This window comes from Streptomyces sp. NPDC008238 (genome assembly GCF_042956445.1).
In the GTDB taxonomy this organism is placed as follows: Bacteria; Actinomycetota; Actinomycetes; order Streptomycetales; family Streptomycetaceae; genus Actinacidiphila.
In genome coordinates, this window is the sequence record NZ_JBIBGK010000001.1 from 635,694 (window position 1) to 652,611 (window position 16,918).

Annotated in this window: 18 protein-coding genes; 7 read left to right on the top strand and 11 right to left on the bottom strand. The window is 72.3% G+C overall.

Features of this window, described 5'->3' with window-relative positions:
- Positions 1-188: 188 nt before the first annotated feature.
- Both ACFZAU_RS02890 and ACFZAU_RS02895 read right to left on the bottom strand, forming a co-directional pair.
- Entirely contained in the window at positions 189-758 is a 570-nt protein-coding gene (locus ACFZAU_RS02890) for a GNAT family N-acetyltransferase (RefSeq protein WP_500550773.1), read from the bottom strand.
- A gap of 195 nt (positions 759-953) precedes the next feature.
- Positions 954-2,057: an NADH:flavin oxidoreductase/NADH oxidase gene (locus ACFZAU_RS02895; protein WP_500550774.1), complete on the bottom strand. Its 1,104-nt coding sequence runs from the start codon at positions 2,055-2,057 to the stop codon at positions 954-956.
- A 348-nt stretch (positions 2,058-2,405) separates the two neighbouring features.
- Here ACFZAU_RS02895 and ACFZAU_RS02900 point away from each other — a divergent pair, with 348 nt between their 5' ends.
- The 3 genes from ACFZAU_RS02900 to ACFZAU_RS02910 all read left to right on the top strand — a co-directional run bounded on the left by ACFZAU_RS02900 (position 2,406) and on the right by ACFZAU_RS02910 (position 4,387).
- Positions 2,406-3,416: an aldo/keto reductase gene (locus tag ACFZAU_RS02900; protein ID WP_500550775.1), complete on the top strand. Its 1,011-nt coding sequence runs from the start codon at positions 2,406-2,408 to the stop codon at positions 3,414-3,416.
- Positions 3,417-3,457: 41 nt separating this feature from the next.
- Complete coding sequence (locus ACFZAU_RS02905; protein WP_500550776.1) at positions 3,458-3,877, top strand: SRPBCC family protein; 420 nt, start codon at positions 3,458-3,460, stop codon at positions 3,875-3,877.
- A gap of 171 nt (positions 3,878-4,048) precedes the next feature.
- Complete coding sequence (locus tag ACFZAU_RS02910; protein WP_500550777.1) at positions 4,049-4,387, top strand: putative quinol monooxygenase; 339 nt, start codon at positions 4,049-4,051, stop codon at positions 4,385-4,387.
- A gap of 13 nt (positions 4,388-4,400) precedes the next feature.
- Here the strand turns inward: ACFZAU_RS02910 and ACFZAU_RS02915 are convergent, their stop codons facing one another.
- Positions 4,401-5,195, bottom strand: a complete 795-nt coding sequence (locus ACFZAU_RS02915; protein ID WP_500550778.1) for an SDR family NAD(P)-dependent oxidoreductase — start codon at positions 5,193-5,195, stop codon at positions 4,401-4,403.
- 193 nt (positions 5,196-5,388) lie between these two features.
- Here ACFZAU_RS02915 and ACFZAU_RS02920 point away from each other — a divergent pair, with 193 nt between their 5' ends.
- Entirely contained in the window at positions 5,389-5,781 is a 393-nt protein-coding gene (locus ACFZAU_RS02920) for a hypothetical protein (protein WP_499605246.1), read from the top strand.
- 38 nt (positions 5,782-5,819) lie between these two features.
- Entirely contained in the window at positions 5,820-6,683 is an 864-nt protein-coding gene (locus tag ACFZAU_RS02925) for an alpha/beta fold hydrolase (RefSeq protein ID WP_391579787.1), read from the top strand.
- A gap of 102 nt (positions 6,684-6,785) precedes the next feature.
- Here the strand turns inward: ACFZAU_RS02925 and ACFZAU_RS02930 are convergent, their stop codons facing one another.
- Positions 6,786-7,613 (bottom strand): aldo/keto reductase, encoded by an 828-nt coding sequence (locus ACFZAU_RS02930; RefSeq protein ID WP_500550779.1) that lies wholly within the window; start codon positions 7,611-7,613, stop codon positions 6,786-6,788.
- 185 nt (positions 7,614-7,798) lie between these two features.
- Positions 7,799-8,269: a MarR family winged helix-turn-helix transcriptional regulator gene (locus ACFZAU_RS02935; RefSeq protein ID WP_500462650.1), complete on the bottom strand. Its 471-nt coding sequence runs from the start codon at positions 8,267-8,269 to the stop codon at positions 7,799-7,801.
- A 165-nt stretch (positions 8,270-8,434) separates the two neighbouring features.
- Between ACFZAU_RS02935 and ACFZAU_RS02940 the strand changes: the two genes are divergently transcribed.
- On the top strand, positions 8,435-9,649 hold the full coding sequence (locus ACFZAU_RS02940; RefSeq protein ID WP_500550780.1) for an MFS transporter: 1,215 nt from the start codon (positions 8,435-8,437) through the stop codon (positions 9,647-9,649).
- Positions 9,650-9,786: 137 nt separating this feature from the next.
- On the opposite strand, the gene ACFZAU_RS02945 is transcribed toward ACFZAU_RS02940, so the two are convergent.
- The 5 genes from ACFZAU_RS02945 to ACFZAU_RS02965 all read right to left on the bottom strand — a co-directional run bounded on the left by ACFZAU_RS02945 (position 9,787) and on the right by ACFZAU_RS02965 (position 15,080).
- Complete coding sequence (locus ACFZAU_RS02945) at positions 9,787-12,126, bottom strand: glycoside hydrolase family 65 protein (RefSeq protein ID WP_500550781.1); 2,340 nt, start codon at positions 12,124-12,126, stop codon at positions 9,787-9,789.
- Positions 12,123-12,866, bottom strand: a complete 744-nt coding sequence (locus ACFZAU_RS02950; protein ID WP_500550782.1) for an HAD family hydrolase — start codon at positions 12,864-12,866, stop codon at positions 12,123-12,125. Before ACFZAU_RS02950 ends, ACFZAU_RS02945 begins: the two co-directional genes overlap by 4 nt.
- A 268-nt stretch (positions 12,867-13,134) precedes the next feature.
- A complete protein-coding gene (locus ACFZAU_RS02955; protein ID WP_500550783.1) occupies positions 13,135-13,653 on the bottom strand; it encodes a YrhB domain-containing protein in 519 nt (172 codons plus the stop codon).
- A 50-nt stretch (positions 13,654-13,703) separates the two neighbouring features.
- On the bottom strand, positions 13,704-14,279 hold the full coding sequence (locus ACFZAU_RS02960; protein ID WP_500550784.1) for an SRPBCC family protein: 576 nt from the start codon (positions 14,277-14,279) through the stop codon (positions 13,704-13,706).
- A gap of 159 nt (positions 14,280-14,438) precedes the next feature.
- The gene (locus ACFZAU_RS02965) at positions 14,439-15,080 is read right to left on the bottom strand and encodes a TetR family transcriptional regulator (protein WP_500550785.1); all 642 of its coding nucleotides are present in this window, start codon (positions 15,078-15,080) and stop codon (positions 14,439-14,441) included.
- A 136-nt stretch (positions 15,081-15,216) separates the two neighbouring features.
- Between ACFZAU_RS02965 and ACFZAU_RS02970 the strand changes: the two genes are divergently transcribed.
- Positions 15,217-15,954 (top strand): SDR family NAD(P)-dependent oxidoreductase, encoded by a 738-nt coding sequence (locus ACFZAU_RS02970; RefSeq protein WP_500550786.1) that lies wholly within the window; start codon positions 15,217-15,219, stop codon positions 15,952-15,954.
- 99 nt (positions 15,955-16,053) lie between these two features.
- Here ACFZAU_RS02970 and ACFZAU_RS02975 read toward each other — a convergent pair whose 3' ends face one another.
- Positions 16,054-16,746: a FadR/GntR family transcriptional regulator gene (locus ACFZAU_RS02975; protein ID WP_500550787.1), complete on the bottom strand. Its 693-nt coding sequence runs from the start codon at positions 16,744-16,746 to the stop codon at positions 16,054-16,056.
- Positions 16,747-16,918 lie beyond the last annotated feature (172 nt).

Genomic DNA, 16,918 nt, shown 5'->3' on the forward strand with positions numbered 1-16,918 from the left:
GTCGTTCCCCACCCGCGAGGCTCGACACCGCCGCCGGACCCGCTGTGACAGGGCGGCCGAGCCCGGTGGGCCGGAGCACCACCCGTAGCCCCTCGAAGCCCGGCCCGGCGGGCCGCAGCGCCGCCGGCGACAGCGGCCCCACGCTGCAGGGCTTCGGGCCGTCCTGACCGGCGGCGGCGCGCGGGGCGTCAGGTCGTCATGGAGAAGCGGCGGCACACGTGCACCCGGCTGAACTCGGCGCGCATGCGGGCCTCGTCCTGCAGCCCGGCGTGCAGGAACGCGGCCATGAGGCGCAGGCCGGGGCGGGGGGTGAGGATCGCGCGGTCGGGTTCGGCGGGATCGGTGTACCGGTGGGCGTAGACGTGCAGGTAGTGGTTGCTCTCGGCGAAGCCCACGGCCCGGTACCAGGCGAGGGTGGCCGGGTCGTCGCGGGTCCAGGCGTCGAGGGTGGACGCGCCGCGCGCCCGGACCTCGGCCCGGGTGCGGTGCAGGAGGGCGCGGCCGAGACCGCGGTGCTGGTGGTCGGGGTGGACGGCGACGGTGTCGATGGTCGCCAGCCCGGCGTCGACGGCGGTGTCCATGATGCCGACGACCGTCCCCGCCCCGTCGACGGCGACGAGTTCCAGCCCCGGCGCCGGGACGGGCGGCTTGGCGCGGTCCACGTCGTCGTAGTAGGCGGTGCCCAGGAACGAGAGCACCCGGCAGCGCAGCCAGGAGGTCTCGTCGGCCGGGGTGTACTCACGCAGTGTGTAGGTCACGTCCCAGAACCTCGTGTGCCGGCGGCGGATGACGGACGCGATGCTCCTCGCGCCGTGCGGCGCCGCGCAACGTGGTTTCCGCGTACCGCACCGTGCCCGCGACGAGCCGTCCCCGCCGCACGACGGTGCGACGGGGACGGCGACGGGACGGACGCGCGGGACCGGGGCGGGCGGCTCCGGGCCGCGTTACGGCGGTCAGGCGCGGTGGTACTGAACCGGGGTGTTGACCTCCCCGCCCAGCGCCGCGGCCGCGTGACGCGCCCAGTACGGGTCGCGCAGCAGTTCGCGGCCGAGGAGGACGGCGTCGGCCTTGCGGGAGCCGACGATGGCCTGCGCCTGGTCGGGCTCGGTGATGAGACCGACCGCGGCGACCGGCATTCCGGTCTCGTTGCGGACGCGCTCGGCGAATGGCACCTGGTAGTCGGGGGCCGCGACGATCTTCGCGTTGGGGGCGTTGCCCCCGGTGGAGACGTCCATCAGGTCGACGCCGCGGGCCTGCAGCTCCTTGGCGAGGCGGACGGTGTCGTCGCCGGTCCAGCCCTCGCGGTCGTCGTCGGAGTTCTCGCTCAGCCAGTCGGTCGCGGAGATCCGGAAGAAGACCGGCAGGTCCTGCGGCCACACGGCGCGGACGGCCTCGACGACCTCCAGGGCGAAGCGGGTGCGGCCCTCGAAGTCCCCGCCGTATCCGTCGGTGCGGCGGTTGCTGTGCGGGGAAAGGAACTGGTTGATGAGGTATCCGTGGGCCCCGTGGATCTCGGCGACCTGGAACCCCGCGTCAAGGGCGCGCCGGGCGGCGTCGGCGAAGTCCGCGACGATCCGGCCGATCTGCTCGGTGCTGAGCTCCTCCGGCGTGGTGGAGCCGGTGTGGAACGGTACGGCACTGGGGCCGGCCGGTGTCCAGCCGTGCCGCTCGCCCGGGGGGAGGGGGGCGCCGCGGTCGACCCAGGTCCGCTCCGTGGAGGCCTTGCGGCCGGCGTGCGCGAGCTGGATGCCGGGCACGGTGCCCTGGGACTTCAGGAACGCCGTGATCCGCCGGAAGGCCTCGACCTGGGTGTCGTTCCAGATGCCGAGGTCGTACGGGCTGATCCTGCCCTCGGGGCTGACGGCGGTGGCCTCGGTGATGATCAGGCCGGTGCCGCCCGCCGCCCGTGCCGCGAGGTGCGTGAAGTGCCAGTCGTTCGGCACGCCCGCCTGCTCGCCGTCCGGGGCCGCGCTGTACTGGCACATGGCTGCCATCCAGATCCGGTTCGGGACGGTCAGCGACCGGAGGGTGAAGGGCTCGAACAGGGTGGTGGTCACGAAGCTGTCTCCTCGGGAGGCGGTCGGGGCCGGGTCGCGCGGCGACGAGTCGGTACATCGTTCATGCGCCTGCGCCCTACAGGCTCAATCAATAATTGCACGCGCCGCTTAATTCCCGTACGCCGGTCAACAGGCGACATTCAGACCGCGCAGGTATCACGCGTTTGCATTAGTCAGCGTCTGCAAGTAATATCGAATCCCGTCAGGCGCCGGACGTGGTGCACCCCCCGTCCGGTCGCGCTCCCGGCGAACGCCCGGCCTCCGGGCACCCGGAGGCGATCCCCTCACAACCCCGGCCCCCGCGGTGGAGCACCCCGCGTCCCGCGCACGGCCGCCGAAAGGCACACCATGTCGCTCAAGGAACTCATCCCCGGCCGCCTCGGCTTCGGCACCGCCCCCCTCGGCAACATGTTCCGGGCCATTCCCGAGGAGGAGGTGAACGCGACCCTGGAAGCCGCCTGGGACCAGGGCATCCGCTTCTACGACACCGCCCCCTTCTACGGCGCGGGCCTCGCGGAACTGCGGCTCGGCGAACTGCTCTCGCGGCGGCCCCGCGACGAGTACGTGCTGGCCAGCAAGGTCGGGCGGGTCGTCCTGGACGAGCCCGAGCCGGGCGCCCGCGACCTCGGCGAGAAGGGCGGGCTGTTCGAGCACGGCCGTCCGAACGCGATGCTGCACGAGTGGACCGCCGACGCGACCGAGCGGTCGATCGAGGGCAGCCTGAAGCGCCTCGGCGTCGACCGACTGGACATCGTCTGGGTGCACGACATCGCCCAGGACTTCCACGGCGACCTCTGGCTGAGCAAGTTCGAGGAGGCCCGCACCGGTGCCTTCCGTGTGCTGTCCCGGCTCCGCGACGAGGGCGTCATCAAGGCCTGGGGCCTCGGCGTGAACCGGGTCGAGCCCATTGAGCTGACGCTCGACCTGGACGAGCCGCAGCCCGACGGGTTCCTGCTCGCGGGCCGCTACACCCTGCTGGACCACGCGCGCCCGCTGGAGCGGCTGCTGCCCAAGGCGCAGGAGCAGGGCGTCGGCATGGTCGTCGGCGGTCCCTACAGCTCCGGGGTCCTCGCCGGCGGCACCCACTTCGAGTACCAGGACGCGCCCCCGGAGGTCGTCGAGCGCGTACGGCGCATCAAGGAGATCACGGCCCGCCACGGGGTGAGCGTCAAGGCCGCTGCCCTGCAGTTCTCCCTGGCGCACCCGGTGGCCGTCGCCGCCGTCCCCGGTGCCACCAAGCCGGGCCGGATCGCCGAGGACATCGCCGCGCTCCACGAGGACGTCCCGGCCGCGTTCTGGACCGAACTCCGCGCCTCCGGTCTCGTCAGCCCCGCCGCTCCGCTCCCGAACGGCGCCTGAAGCGCTCCCGCCCGACCCCGCAAGCCAAGGAGAGAAGACCCATGGCCTCCACCTCGGTCAGTCGTGTCGTACCCGCGTCGCCCGAACGCGTCTGGAACCTGATCGGCGGCTTCCACGCGCTGCCCGACTGGCTCCCGTTCATCCCCGAGAGCACCCCGCTGGAGGGCGGGCGGGCCCGCAGGCTCCGCACCCCTGAGGGGGACGTGATCGTCGAGCGCATGGTGGCCTTCAGCGAAGCCGAGCGGCACTACGCGTACGCGATCGTGGAAGCGCCCTTCCCCGTGACCGGGTACGTATCCGACCTGCGGGTCCACGCCGTGCCCGGACAGCCGGAGGTCGCCGAGGTCGTGTGGAGCGGCCGGTTCGTCCCGGAGGGGGCCGGCGAGGCGGAGGTGGTCGAGCTGTTCACCGGCATCTACCGCGACGGCCTCGAAGCTCTCCACGGCGCGCTGGCGGCTTGAGTCCGCGTGCCGGCGCTCTCCCGTCACGTCCGCCGGCGGGGGAGCGCCGGTCCTCCGCGTCCCGTGCGCACGCCATGATCGTTATCCTGTGGGGGCAGGGCGCCGTCCCACTGGGCGGGCCCGGGCCGGCCGACGGCCCCCCGGCACCCCGGACGTGAGGTGAGCGAAGCCATGGGTGACATCCCCGCCGACAGCCGGCCGCTGGACGACGCGCGACCCGGCCAGATCGTCGTGATCGCCCGCTGGACCCCCGCCCCCGGCAACCACGAGGCCGTCCGCGCCGCGCTCGCCGAACTGGTCGCCGCCTCCCGGGCGGAGCCGGGCTGCCTGGGCTACCAGGCCTTCCGCCCCGACGGGAGCGAGGAGGGCGACATCGTGCTGGTCGAGCGGTACGCCGACCAGGAGGCCCTGGACGCCCACCGCGGCAGCGTCCACTTCCGGAGCCTGGCGCTGGAGCGGATCGTCCCGCTGCTCCTGGACCGCCACGTCGTCGTGACGACGGTCTCCTGAACGGGAGGCGGCCTCAGGGGAGGATGGCGTCGACGTAGCCGCCGTCGACCCGCAGGGCGCCCCCGGTGGTGGCCGATGCCAGGTCGGAGCTGAGGTAGACCACCATGTTGGCGATCTCCTCCGGCTCGATCAGGCGCTGCAGCAGCGACTGCGGGCGGTGCTCGCGCATGAAGGCCCGCTGTGCCTCGTCCCAGGGGAGGCCGGGGTCCACCAGCTGGTGGACGAAGTCCTCGACGCCCGCCGTGTGCGTGGGGCCGGCGATCACCGAGTTGACGGTGACCCCGCTTCCGGCGGCCCTCTTGGCGAAGCCGCGGCCGAGGGCGAGCAGCGCGGTCTTGGACATGCCGTAGTGGATCATCTCGGCCGGCGTCACGACCGCGGAGTCGCTGGCGATGTACTGGACGCGGCCCCAGCCCCGTTCGAGCATCCGGGGCAGGTACATCCGTGTGAGGCGGGCCGCGGCGAGCACGTTGACCTCGAAGTAGCGGCGCCACTCGTCGTCGTCGATGTCGAGGGCGTCCACGGCCCCGTAGACGCCCAGGTTGTTGATGAGGACGTCCACGTCCGGCACCTGCTCGTAAGCGCGGGCGGCGCCCTCCGGTGAGGCGACGTCGGCGCCGACGGCGAGGAAGTCGCCCTCCGGGACCTCGCCGCGCATCCGTGCGACGGCCTCGTCGACCCTTCCCTGGTCGCGGCCGTTGACCGCGACCCGGGCGCCCGCCCGCGCGAGGCCGGCGGCGATCGCCGCCCCGATGCCCTGCGTCGACCCCGTCACCAAGGCGGTCCGTCCGGTGATATCGATGCGCATGTACCGCTCCTTCGGCTGTCCCGGTCTCCGGTGGACGGCCGTCGGCGCGACCGCCCACCTCCCAGCCTTCCCGCGCGGGGCCGTGGTGAGCGGTGGGCGCGCCGTGCGGGGGACGTTCCGGCGTGCCCGCGTCCGGCACCTGCCTGACGGTGTGTTAGCTGGGGGCGATGATCGGCGTCAGTGAGGAGTGGACATGACGACGGCGACGGCGCAGGGGCCCGTGGAGGAGTTCCGCCGGCTCAGTGACGGCGACGCGGAGCTGCGGGCGCACGGGGCGTACTTCAGCTGCACCTATCTGCTGGACATGGAACGGCACACCTTCCTGGTGCGGATGCACCGCGGCCGGGTGGAGGACCTGGTCGTCGACCCCGAGCCGCTCACGGCCTACGACTTCGCCATCAGGGCCGGTGCGGCGACGTGGCGGGAGTTCTGCTCGCCGGTGCCGAAGCCGATGTACCACGGCATCTGGGCCGCCAGCTTCCAGCGGGACATGCGGCTCGAGGGCGACCTGCTGGTGCTCATGCAGAACCTGCGCTGCCTCACCCGCCAGCTGGAACTGCTCCGCCTCACCGGCCCGCTGGGCTGATCACCGCTCCGGCCCCGCGCCGCCGAAAGGACCCCGTCATGAGTACCGCCTCCCGCATCTCGCCGGTGACCGGCCACTACGTCACGATCGACGTGGAGGACGTCCAGTACAAGGTCTTCTACCTGGAGAACGGCCAGGGCCAGCCGCTGGTGTGCCAGCACACCGCCGGCTGCCACAACCACCAGTGGCGCGGTCTCCTGGAGGACGAGGAGATCACCGCGAACCACCGCGTCATCGCCTACGACCTGGCGCGCCACGGCAAGTCGGACCCGCCGCTGAACAAGGAGTGGTGGAAGGAGGAGTACAAGCTCACCGCCGACCACTACGTCGCCTTCATCACCGCGTTCTGCGACGCGCTCGGCCTGGAGGACCCGATCTTCATGGGCTCCTCGTTCGGCGGGAACGTGGCCCTGCAGCTGGCGCTGCGGCACCCGGACCGCTTCAAGGCGGTGATCCCGGTGGAGGGGGCCGACTACTCCCCGGGCTTCTACCTCGACTGGTGGCAGCATCCGCACGCCAACGCGGCGCAGGTCTGTGCCAGCGGGGTGTGGGACCTGATGGCCCCGCAGTCGCCCGACGCGGACCGCTGGGCGACCTGGTTCTACTACAGCCAGGGCTCCGAGGCGTTCAAGGGCGACCTGTACTTCTACTCCGTCGACCACGACCTGCGGGGCAGGCTGGGGGAGATCGACGGGGAGCGCTGCCCGGTCGTCATGCTCACCGGCGAGTACGACTACCTGACCACCCCCGCGGACGGGGCCCGGACCGCGGAGCAGATCCGCGGGGCCGAGTTCATCGAGATGAAGGAGATCGGGCACTTCCCGATGAGCGAGAACTACCCGCGCTTCGCCGGTTACCTCAAGCAGGCGCTGCGGCGGATCGAGGAGCGCACCGCATCCTGAGCCGGGACGCCGGGACGCCGGGATGCCAGGGGGCCGGCCCGCCGGGTCGCGGGGTGCGGCCCGCGGTCCGGCGGACGGGACGGCCCCACGCGCCCCCGGCGGTCAGTTGAAGGAGGCGGGGTCCGGGCCGATGCGGGCGCCGGTGTCGAGGGCGGTGATCGCGGCGATGTCGGCGTCGGAGAGCTCGAAGTCGAAGACGTCGATGTTCTGGCGGATCCGCTCCGGGGTCACCGACTTGGGGATGACCACGTTGCCGATCTGCAGGTGCCAGCGCAGGATCACCTGGGCCGGGGTCCTGCCCAGGCGCCCGGCGATGCCGGTGACGACCGGGTCCTTCAGCAGGGCGCCCTGGGCGAGCGGGCTCCACGCCTCCGTGGCGATGCCGTGCCGGGCGTGGAAGGCGCGCAGCTCGGCCTGCTGGAGCCGGGGGTGCAGCTCCACCTGGTTGACGGCGGGGACGACGTCGCTGTCGTCGATCAGCCGCTGGAGGTGCTCGGGCTGGAAGTTCGAGACGCCGATGGCACGTGCGCGGCCCTCGGCGTGCAGCTTCTCGAAGGCCCGCCAGGTGTCGAGGTAGGTGTCGCGCGCGGGCGCGGGCCAGTGGATCAGGTAGAGGTCCACGTGGTCGAGGCCGAGCTTGGCGAGGGAGGCGTCGAAGGCGGCGAGGGTGCTGTCGTAGCCCTGGTCGGCGTTCCACAGCTTGGTGGTGACGAACAGTTCGTCGCGGGCGATGCCGGAGGCGGCGAGGGCCTGGCCGACGCCGGTCTCGTTGCCGTAGACGGCCGCGGTGTCGATGCTGCGGTAGCCGCTCTCCAGGGCCGAGGTGACGGCGGCCGCGGTGTCGGCGTCGGGGACCTGGAAGACGCCGAAGCCGAGCTGCGGCATGGCGACGCCGTTGTTGAGGGTGATGTCCGGGGTGGGGGTGGTCATAGTGCTGATCCTTTCGCGTCGCGGCCGGCGGCGGGCGCCGGTGCGAGTGCGGACGGGTGACGTCCCGGGAGGGGGCGGGTGACCTGCGCCCTTCCCGTGCTCCACGACCACGTTAATTGCGTGCGCGGTTAATTGCAAACGCTGTATAACCTCGTACGCGGATGCCTGGCTCGCGGATACCCGGCTCAGGAAGCCGGGACCTTCGCGCCCTGCAGGTCCTCCACCGCCTTGACCAGGGGGGCGAGCTCCGGGACGAGCGCCGCCTCGTCCATCGCCGCGCGCAGCGCCTCGTTGTTGGTCGGACGGGCCTCCTCCAGCAGCTTGAGGCCGGCCTCGGTCACGTCCGTGTAGATGCCGCGCCGGTCGGTGGGGCAGAGGTACCGGGCCAGCAGCCCGCGGTCCTCCAGCCGGGTGACCAGGCGGGTCGTCGCCGACTGGCTGAGCACCACGGCGTCGGCGACCTGGCGCATCTGCAGGTGGCCCCCCTCGCCGTCGTGCTGGCGGCTGAGGACGTCGAGCAGCGAGTACTCGCGCACGCTCAGGTCGTGATGGGTCTGCAGCTGCTTCTCGATCCGCCCCTCGATCCGTCCGTGCAGCAGCGACAGGGCGTGCCACCCCTGGGCGAGGGCGGTCAGTGCCGGATCGGTGGCGGTCATCGAAGTCCCCTTCGTGCGGCGGCTGCGGGCGCGGTCACGGCTGTTCGCCCGTACTGGCCATGGTATGCCGCCGTCCGAAGATGTCCAGCGCTTGACGTTATAGCGCGTCTGCAATTATTGTGAGCGCTCGTTAGGTGCCACTGCAACATCTGGAAGGTCTCCGTCATGCCTCTCGCGCTCCTGGCCCTCGCCATCGGGGCTTTCGGTATCGGGACCACCGAATTCGTGATCATGGGCCTGCTGCCCGAGGTCGCCACGGACTTCGGGGTCTCCGTCCCCACCGCCGGCCTGCTCGTGACCGGCTACGGACTCGGCGTCATGATCGGCGCGCCGATCATGACCCTGCTCGGCACCAAGGTGTCCCGCAAGAACATGCTCATGCTGCTCATGGGCGTGTTCGTGCTCGGCAACCTGGTCTCCGCCCTGGCACCCGCCTTCGGCGTGATGATGGCCGGTCGCATCGTCGCGTCCTTCACCCACGGCGCTTTCTTCGGCATCGGCTCGGTCGTCGCCGCCGACCTGGTGGCCCCGGAGAAGAAGGCACGCGCGATCTCCATGATGTTCGCCGGCCTCACCGTGGCCAACGTCGTCGGTGTACCGCTCGGCACCTTCATCGGGCAGCACGCCGGCTGGCGCGTGACCTTCTTCGTCGTCGCCGGCCTCGGGGTGGTCGGCCTGGCCGGTGTCCTCAAGCTGGTGCCCGACATGCCGAAGCCGCAGGGCGTGCACCTGCGCCATGAGCTGGGCGCCTTCCGCAATGTCCAGGTCCTGCTGGCCATGGCCATGACCGTGCTCGGCTTCGGCGGCGTCTTCGCGGCCATCACCTACATCGCGCCGATGATGACCGAGGTCACCGGCTTCGCCGACTCCTCCATCACCTGGCTGCTGGTGCTCTTCGGCGTCGGCATGGTCGTGGGCAACCTGATCGGCGGCAGGTACGCCGACCGCGCCCTGATGCCGATGCTCTACACGGCGCTGGGCGCCCTGGCCGCCGTACTGGCGCTGTTCGCCCTCACCGCGCACAACGAGTTCACCGCCGGTGCGACGATCTTCCTCATCGGCGCCCTGGGCTTCGCGACCGTCCCGCCGCTGCAGAAGCGGGTCCTGGACCAGGCGTCCGGCGCCCCCACCCTGGCCTCGGCCGTCAACATCGGCGCCTTCAACCTCGGCAACGCGCTCTCCGCCTGGCTGGGCGGTGTCGTGATCGCCGCGGGATTCGGCTACACCTCGCCGAACCTCGTCGGGGCGGTCCTGACCGCCTCCGCCCTCGTGCTCGCCGTCGTCTCCGCGGCGCTGGAGAAGGGCCGCGGCGGCCGGCCCGGCCGGGTCGTCACCGGGGCCGCGCCCGCCGAGGAGACCGCCCTCACTTCCCGGCACTGACCGCGGCGGCCGGGACCTCCGGCACCACGGTCCCGGCACCACCCCGGGGCGATGGCGGACCCGGGTGACGCCGAACCCGCGCCGGGCCCCGGTCACGTGACCGGGGCCCGGCGCGCCGCGGACGGGCCGGGGCCGGGTCAGCGGTGCCGGGGGCTGCGGCCCGGGGGCTGCTCCGGAGCCGTGCGGCTGGGGAGGGTCGGCACCTTGCGCGTCTGCGGGTGATCGACGGCCACGCTGAACAGGTCGTCGTAGTGACGCAGTTCCAGCGGGTCCCCTTCGAGGAGGGTGTACGTCGCGGCGGCGCCGGTGATCTCCACCTTCAGCCGCCGTCCGAGCACCTGCACCGTGAAGGCCAGCCGCCGGAGCTTCTCCGGCAGCCGGGGCGCGAAGGCGGCGCAGCCGTTCCGGTACCGCATCCCGCCGAAGCCGCCGACCAGGGCGGCCCAGGTGCCGGCGAGGGAGGCGATGTGCAGGCCGTCGCGGGTGTTGTTCTCCAGGTCGTGCAGATCCATCAGCGCCGCTTCGCCCAGGTAGTCGTAGGCGAGGCGCAGATGGCCGACCTCGGCGGCCATGATGGCCTGCGTCGACGCCGACAGGGACGAGTCCCGCACGGTCAGCGGCTCGTAGTAGGCGAAGTTGCGGGCCTTCTGCTCCTCGTCGAAGGCCTGCGGCTGCTTGACCATGGCCAGTACCAGGTCGGCCTGCTTGACCACCTGCCTGCGGTAGAGGTCGAAGTAGGGGAAGTGCAGCATCAGGGGGTACTGGTCGGGCTGCGTGGTCGTGAAGTCCCACGCCTGGTGCCGGGTGAAGCCCGCCGACTGCTCGTGGACGCCGATCGCGCTGTCGTACGGCACGGTCATCGCCGCGGCCGCGTCGCGCCACGCCGCGGTCTCCTCGTCGTCGACGCCGAGGGCGGCGCCCTCCTTGGTGTGGCGCTCCACGATGTCGGCGGCGGCGCGCAGGTTCGCCTGCGCCATCAGGTTGGTGTAGATGTTGTCGTCCGCGATGGCGCTGTACTCGTCGGGCCCGGTGACCCCGTCGATGTGGAAGTTGCCGTGCGGGTCGTGGTGACCCAGCGAGTGCCACATGCGGGCGGTCTCCACCAGGAGCTCGACACCCGTCTCACGCTCGAAGTCCTCGTCGCCGGTCAGGGAGACGTAGCGGATGACGGCGTCGGCGATGTCCGCGTTGATGTGGAACGCGGCCGTTCCCGCCGGCCAGTAGCTGGAGCCCTCCGAGCCGTCGATGGTGCGCCAGGGGAAGGCGGCGCCCTCCAGGCCGAGCTGGCGGGCGCGCTCCCGGGCGGCGGGCAGCGTGGCCTGGCGCCAGCGCAGGGCCTCCGCGACGGACTCCGGCGAGGTGAGGGTGAGCAGCGGCAGGACGAAGGTCTCCGTGTCCCAGAAGGAGTGCCCGTCGTAGCCCGAGCCCGTCAGGCCCTTCGACGGGATCGCCCGCTGCTCGGCGCGCGCACCGGCCTGCAGGACGTGGAACATGGCGAAGCGGACCGCCTGCTGGATCTCGGCGTCGCCGTCGATCTCCACGTCCGCCCGCGACCAGAACGTGTCGAGGTAGTCGCGCTGCTCGTCGCACAGCCCCTGCCAGCCGGTGCTGCGGGCGCCCGCGAGGGCGGCCTCCACCTGGTCGCGTACGGCGGGCAGCGAGCGGACCTGGGACCAGCTGTAGGAGACCATCTTCTCCAGGCGCAGCTTCTCCCCGGCCTTCAGCGAGCAGGTGACGGTGAGCCTGCTGGTGTCGTCACCGCTCTCGCTGAAGCTCCGGGTGGACGGCGGGCCCTCCACGTCGTGGTCGGCCGCCACCGCGACCCGCAGCCCGGTGACCGAGGTGGTGTGCACCAGGCGCAGGCGGTTGTCCAGCGCGAGGTTCTCCTCCGGTTGCAGGGGGGAGTCCAGCACGGCGGAGACCCGGGGGTCGCCCGACGTCCTCGGCAGCTGCTCGTTGGCCACCAGCTCGGACTGGACGACCAGCCGCACGTCGTCCACGGCCTCGACCTCGTAGACGACGGCCGCGATGGACCGCTGGGTGAGGGAGACCAGACGGGTCGAGGTCACCCGGACGGAACAGCCCGCGGGGGAGGTCCATTCGCAGGTGCGGCGCAGTTGCCCGGCGCGCAGGTCGAGGACGCGCTCGTGCGAGACGAGCCGCCCGTAGCGCACGTCGAAGGGCTCGTCGTTGACGAGCAGCCGGATGATCTTGCCGTTGGTGACGTTGATGACGGTCTGGCCGGCCTCCGGGTAGCCGTAGCCCGCCTCCGCGTACGGCAGCGGGTGGCGCTCGTGGACACCGTTCAGGTAGGAGCCGGGCAGCCCGTGCGGCTCGCCCTCGTCGAGGTTGCCCCGCCAGCCGACGTGGCCGTTGGACAGGGCGAACACCGACTCGCTCTGGGCGAGCACCTCGAGGTCCAGCTCGGTCTCGCGGACGCACCACGGCTCGACCATGTAGGAGGAGTGGCTGATCACGCGTCCGCCTCCAGCAGCTCGGCGAGGTCCTGCACGACGATGTCCGCGCCGTGCGCGCGCAGCGCGTCGGCCTGGCCCACCCGGTCGACCCCCACGACGTAGCCGAAGTGGCCGGAGCGGCCGGCGTCCATGCCGGCCAGCGCGTCCTCGAAGACCACCGCCGCCCTCGCCTCCAGCCCGAACTCGCGCGCCGCCTCCAGGAAGGTGTCCGGGTTGGGTTTGCCCGGGAGCTTGCGTTCGGCGGCGACGACGCCGTCGATGCGGACGTCGAAGAGGTCCTCGATGCCGACCGAGACCAGCACGTCGCGGCAGTTGGCGCTGGACGACACCACGGCCGTCCGCAGGCCGGCGGCCCGTACGGCCTTGACGTAGCGGACGGAGCCCGGATAGGCCTCGACCCCCTCGGTGCGGATCTTCTCCAGCAGGATCTCGTTCTTGCGGTTGCCCACCCCGTGCACCGTCTCGCGCTCGGGCGGGTCGTCCGCGGAACCCTCGGGCAGCTCGATGCCGCGCGAGGCCAGGAAGGACCGTACGCCGTCCGCGCGTGGGCGGCCGTCGACGTACTCGTCGTAGTCGGACACCTTGTCGAAGGGGCGGAAGTCCGAGCCCTCCCGGCGGCGCAGGAAGTCGTCGAACACCTCCTTCCAGGCGGCGGCGTGCACGACCGCGGTCTTGGTCAGCACTCCGTCGAGATCGAACAGGCAGGCCCGGATGCCCTCCGGGAGACCGGTCTTCGTCATGCAACGCGCTTCCCCGCAGCGGACCACCGGCATGCCTCCCGCGGCCGTGGACCACCGGGACGCGGGAACAATCCGGGCCGAGACGCGGTTCCCTTTCATGCGGGTGCCGTGAGTGGGCCAGTGACCCCGGGCCTCATCATTCCGCCCGTGGGGACGATCGTCCGGCTGAAGCCCCACGGAGCCTCCTGCCGGGGGCGACCGCCACCACGGCCCCGCACCGCGATCGGCGCCGGTCAGGTTTCCCCCGTCCTGGCCGGCGTCCCGGTGTTCAGGCGGAGACGGCCTTGATCACGGGCTCCCGGTACGGCACGAGCGCCTTCGTGACGAGGGCCAGCGGTCGCCGGGGAGCGGCGCTGCCGGATTGAAGGGCCGTCACGTAGGCGAGGGCCTCGGCCGGGCCGAGCGCCGGTATCCGTTCACGCAGCTCGACCATGGCGAACACACGGCCGCGGGCGGCCGCCGACGCGCGTACGCGGTCGTCCAGCTCGTCCACCGCGGTCCGCACGGGCAGTCCGCGGACGCGGGCCCGGTACTCGTCCTCCCATCCGCCCATGAGGTAGTCGACGGGGCCGATCGTGTGCATCCGGCCGTCGGCGCGGTCCACGAGGTAGGGGCCGTTGCCGGCCAGGAGGTGCCGCGAGTCGCCCGTCCTGACGTACTCCGCGGACTGGTACAGGAAGACCCACACCAACTCGTGCTCCTCCGCCTCCACCACCGTCATCCGTCCCGGGAAGTGCAGGTCCAGGTGCTCCTGGACCCTCCGGACCGCGTCCTCGCGCTCGATCATGCGGTGAGCATCCCCCAACCGGGCCGGGCCGGGCCAGTCGTCCCTTCGTCCTAGGTCCCCGCCGGTTCGGTGCTCCCGCGCTTCTCGGCGCCCCGGTCCTCCTCGCTGCTCGGGCCTTCCGCGCCGCCCCGGTCCTTCTCGGCGGTGGCCTTCAGCATGCGGAGTATCTCCTCGTGGCCCTCACGGAGCCGTGCGCTGTCGTAGAAGAGCGTGAGCAGCGGCCCGGAGAGCGACTCCTCGATCGTGACGACCGTGCCGCCGCCTTCCGCCGGCGCCATCCGCATCCGGTCGATCGCCTTCATCCAGCCCATCGCCACGCCCGTCCACGTCAGCTCCCGCTCGGGCTCGACCACGGCGAAGGTGGACGTGATGGGCGTCCCCCGCAGCTTCCAGCGGAAGCGCGCGTCGGGTTCGACGGCCCCGAGTTCGACGACGCGGGCGTCGGAGCGCCACGCGTCCCAGCCGTGCATGTCGCTGACGAGCCGCCACACCGCGGCGACCGGTGCGTCCACGCGCACCGAGCTCGTCGACCGGACCGGCGCCTGCTCGTCCAGCCGGCCCTTCTTGGCGTACTCCTCGTGCAGTTCCCGCAGCGGCGGGCCCATACGGAACAGCTTCGGCGTCATCGTCGTCATCCCATCCGAGAGCATCGCTTCCTTGCGAGAGCAATGCTCTCTCTTTGGCGTGGGTGCAGTCAAGGCCCCTTTCGGGGCATGCGTCGGCGACCCCGGTGTCGCCCGGGGCTGGGGAAGGGGGTTCAGGTGTTCGGCTGGCGCGCGCGTGCGCTACGGCGCCGTCGTGGGCGCCGTCATCTCCAGGCGCGCGGGCGGCGGTTCCGGCAGGGGCCCGGCGTCGGTGGCGACCAGCCCGTCGAGGGCCAGTGCGAGGTAGCGGCGCCAGGCCTGGGGCTGTACGGGCAGCAGGGGTGCCGCGGTCTGGTGGATGCCGCCGAGCAGCAGGACGACGTCGGTGCCCGTGACGTCACCGCGCACGGCGCCTCGCTCGCGCGCCCGGGCGGTGAGTGCCTCGGCGGCGTCGCAGAGCAGCGCGATGCGGTCCCGGACCTCGGCGTGCTGCAGCGAGGGGCGGCCGATCACCTCGCAGAACGCCCGGTCGGTGGCGAGCACCTCGACGCCGTCGGACATGAACTCCCGCAGCGCGGCCGCCGGATCGGCGGCCGCGAGGAGGCGGTCGGCGGAGCCGATGAGCTGGTCGAGCAACTGGAGCATGATCGCCGCGAGGAGGTCCTCCTTCGAGGCGAAGTGCCGGAACACCGTGCCCTTGGCGAGGCCGGCCCGCTGGGCGATCTCGCCGATCGGCACGTCGACCCCGTGCTCGGCGAACGCCGCCGTCGCCGCCTCGAGCAGCTGGCGTCGATTGCGCACCATGTCCGCCCGCCGGCCCGGAGTGGCCGTCGTACCGCTCATGCCTGCCTCCTCCCAGGTGTGGAGCTTACCACCAACGTGACCGGGTGGTCAGGTTAGCTGTTACGCTCAACATGACCCGGCGGTCACCTTCCGTCCGGGGTCGTGAACCACGCACACGAACACCTGGGAGAACAACGTGAACAGCACCCTGGAAGGCAAGGTCGTCCTCGTCACCGGCGCGTCCTCGGGCATCGGCCGGGCCACGGCCCTCGCCCTGTCGGAGGCCGGGGCCGCGGTCGCGGTCGGCGCCCGGCGGGCCGACCGGCTGAAGGACCTCGTGCGGGACGCCCCCGGCGACATGCTCGCCCTCGACCTGGACGTCACCGACCACCAGGCGGTGCGGGACGCGGTCGCGGCGACCGTCGAACGCTTCGGGGGCCTCGACATCCTGGTGAACAACGCGGGCGTCATGCTCAGCGGGCCGATCCTCGGCGCGGACACCGAGGAGTGGACGCGCATGGTCGGGACCAACCTGCTCGGCTCGATGTACGCGGTCCACGCCGCGCTGCCCCACCTGCTGGAGCGCAAGGGGGCCGTGGTGCAGGTCTCCTCGACCTCGGGGCGTACGGCGACCGCCGCGAGCGGCGTCTACTCGGCCACCAAGTTCGGCGTCACCGCCTTCGCGGAGTCGCTCCGGCAGGAGGTCACCGAACAGGGCGTCCGGGTCGTGGTCGTCGAACCGGGCTTCGTCTCGACCGAGTTGACGTCCCACATCACGAACCCGGCCATCCAGGCCATGGCGAAGAGCATGGCCGAGTCCATGCGGACGCTGCAGCCCGAGGACATCGCCGCCGCCGTCCTCTACGCGGTCACCCAGCCCGACCACGTCGCGGTCAACGAGATCCTGATCCGCCCCACCGACCAGGCCCGCTGACCCCGCCCCCCGGCCCGCCGCCCCCGAGCCCCGCCCGGCCCGCACGGACGGGGGCGTCGCCGGCGCCGCGACGTGCAAGCGACCCGGCGGGCGGTGGGTTCAGGGCGCCTCCAGCGCCTCCAGCATGATGCGCTGCGTCTCGGCGAGGTACGCGCCGGCCGCCGAGCGGGCCGCGGCCGCGTCGCCGTCGGTGACCGCCCTGACGAGGGGCTCCAGGCGGGCGGCCGCCTCGCCCGGGTCGCGGAAGGGCGCGACGAGGCGGGCGCGCAGCGGCAGGTAGGCGGCGAACAGGGTGTTGGTCAGCAGCACGTAGACGCGGTTGCCGGTGGCCTGGGCGAGGGCGCGGTGGACCTCGGCGTCGGCCAGTTGGACGGCGTCCGGCCCGCCGGCCGCGGCGACGGCCTCCAGGAGGGTGCGCAGCCGGGCCCGTTGCGGGGTGGTGGCCGCGACGGCCGCGCGCTCGGCGATCAAGGCGCCCACGCCGGCCCGGACCTCGAAGATGTCCGCCAGCCATCCAGGGTTGTGCCGGACGAGCATGGGCAGCAGATCCGCGCCGCCGAGGCGCAGGAAGTCGCGGACGCGGGTGCCGACGCCGTGGCGGGTCTCCAGGAGCCCGGCCTGGGTGAGCCGGCCGAAGGCGTGCTTCACCGTCGTGCGGGTGACGCCGTAGCCCTCGGCCAGGCGCTGTTCGGGCGGCAGCAGGCTGCCGGCGGGGTGAGTGCCGCCCAGGATGTCCTCCTGCAGGCGGCGTTCCAGTAGGTCGACGATGGTCTCGCGGGGCAGTGGCTCCACCGTGGTCGTCCCCTCTCGTGCGGTCCGGCCCAAGCCCACCCGGCGACGGGGCGGCGCGTCAACACACTCAGGCAGTGGATGAGCCACTCATTCAATGAGTCTGTGTGCAACCTCTTGCCCTGACGTCACGTCAGCGGCATCCTGCGTGGTGCCCAGGCCCCGTACGCCCCGT

What these genes read in the sequence shown, in the direction of transcription:
- ACFZAU_RS02900 (WP_500550775.1), top strand. Translation starts at nt 2,406, where the DNA reads ATGTCGCTCAAGGAACTCATCCCCGGCCGCCTCGGCTTCGGCACCGCC.
- ACFZAU_RS02905 (WP_500550776.1), top strand. Translation starts at nt 3,458, where the DNA reads ATGGCCTCCACCTCGGTCAGTCGTGTCGTACCCGCGTCGCCCGAACGC.
- ACFZAU_RS02910 (WP_500550777.1), top strand. Translation starts at nt 4,049, where the DNA reads ATGGGTGACATCCCCGCCGACAGCCGGCCGCTGGACGACGCGCGACCC.
- ACFZAU_RS02915 (WP_500550778.1), bottom strand. Translation starts at nt 5,195, where the DNA reads ATGCGCATCGATATCACCGGACGGACCGCCTTGGTGACGGGGTCGACG.
- ACFZAU_RS02920 (WP_499605246.1), top strand. Translation starts at nt 5,389, where the DNA reads ATGACGACGGCGACGGCGCAGGGGCCCGTGGAGGAGTTCCGCCGGCTC.
- ACFZAU_RS02925 (WP_391579787.1), top strand. Translation starts at nt 5,820, where the DNA reads ATGAGTACCGCCTCCCGCATCTCGCCGGTGACCGGCCACTACGTCACG.
- ACFZAU_RS02930 (WP_500550779.1), bottom strand. Translation starts at nt 7,613, where the DNA reads ATGACCACCCCCACCCCGGACATCACCCTCAACAACGGCGTCGCCATG.
- ACFZAU_RS02935 (WP_500462650.1), bottom strand. Translation starts at nt 8,269, where the DNA reads ATGACCGCCACCGATCCGGCACTGACCGCCCTCGCCCAGGGGTGGCAC.
- ACFZAU_RS02940 (WP_500550780.1), top strand. Translation starts at nt 8,435, where the DNA reads ATGCCTCTCGCGCTCCTGGCCCTCGCCATCGGGGCTTTCGGTATCGGG.
- ACFZAU_RS02950 (WP_500550782.1), bottom strand. Translation starts at nt 12,866, where the DNA reads ATGACGAAGACCGGTCTCCCGGAGGGCATCCGGGCCTGCCTGTTCGAT.
- ACFZAU_RS02955 (WP_500550783.1), bottom strand. Translation starts at nt 13,653, where the DNA reads ATGATCGAGCGCGAGGACGCGGTCCGGAGGGTCCAGGAGCACCTGGAC.
- ACFZAU_RS02960 (WP_500550784.1), bottom strand. Translation starts at nt 14,279, where the DNA reads ATGACGCCGAAGCTGTTCCGTATGGGCCCGCCGCTGCGGGAACTGCAC.
- ACFZAU_RS02965 (WP_500550785.1), bottom strand. Translation starts at nt 15,080, where the DNA reads ATGAGCGGTACGACGGCCACTCCGGGCCGGCGGGCGGACATGGTGCGC.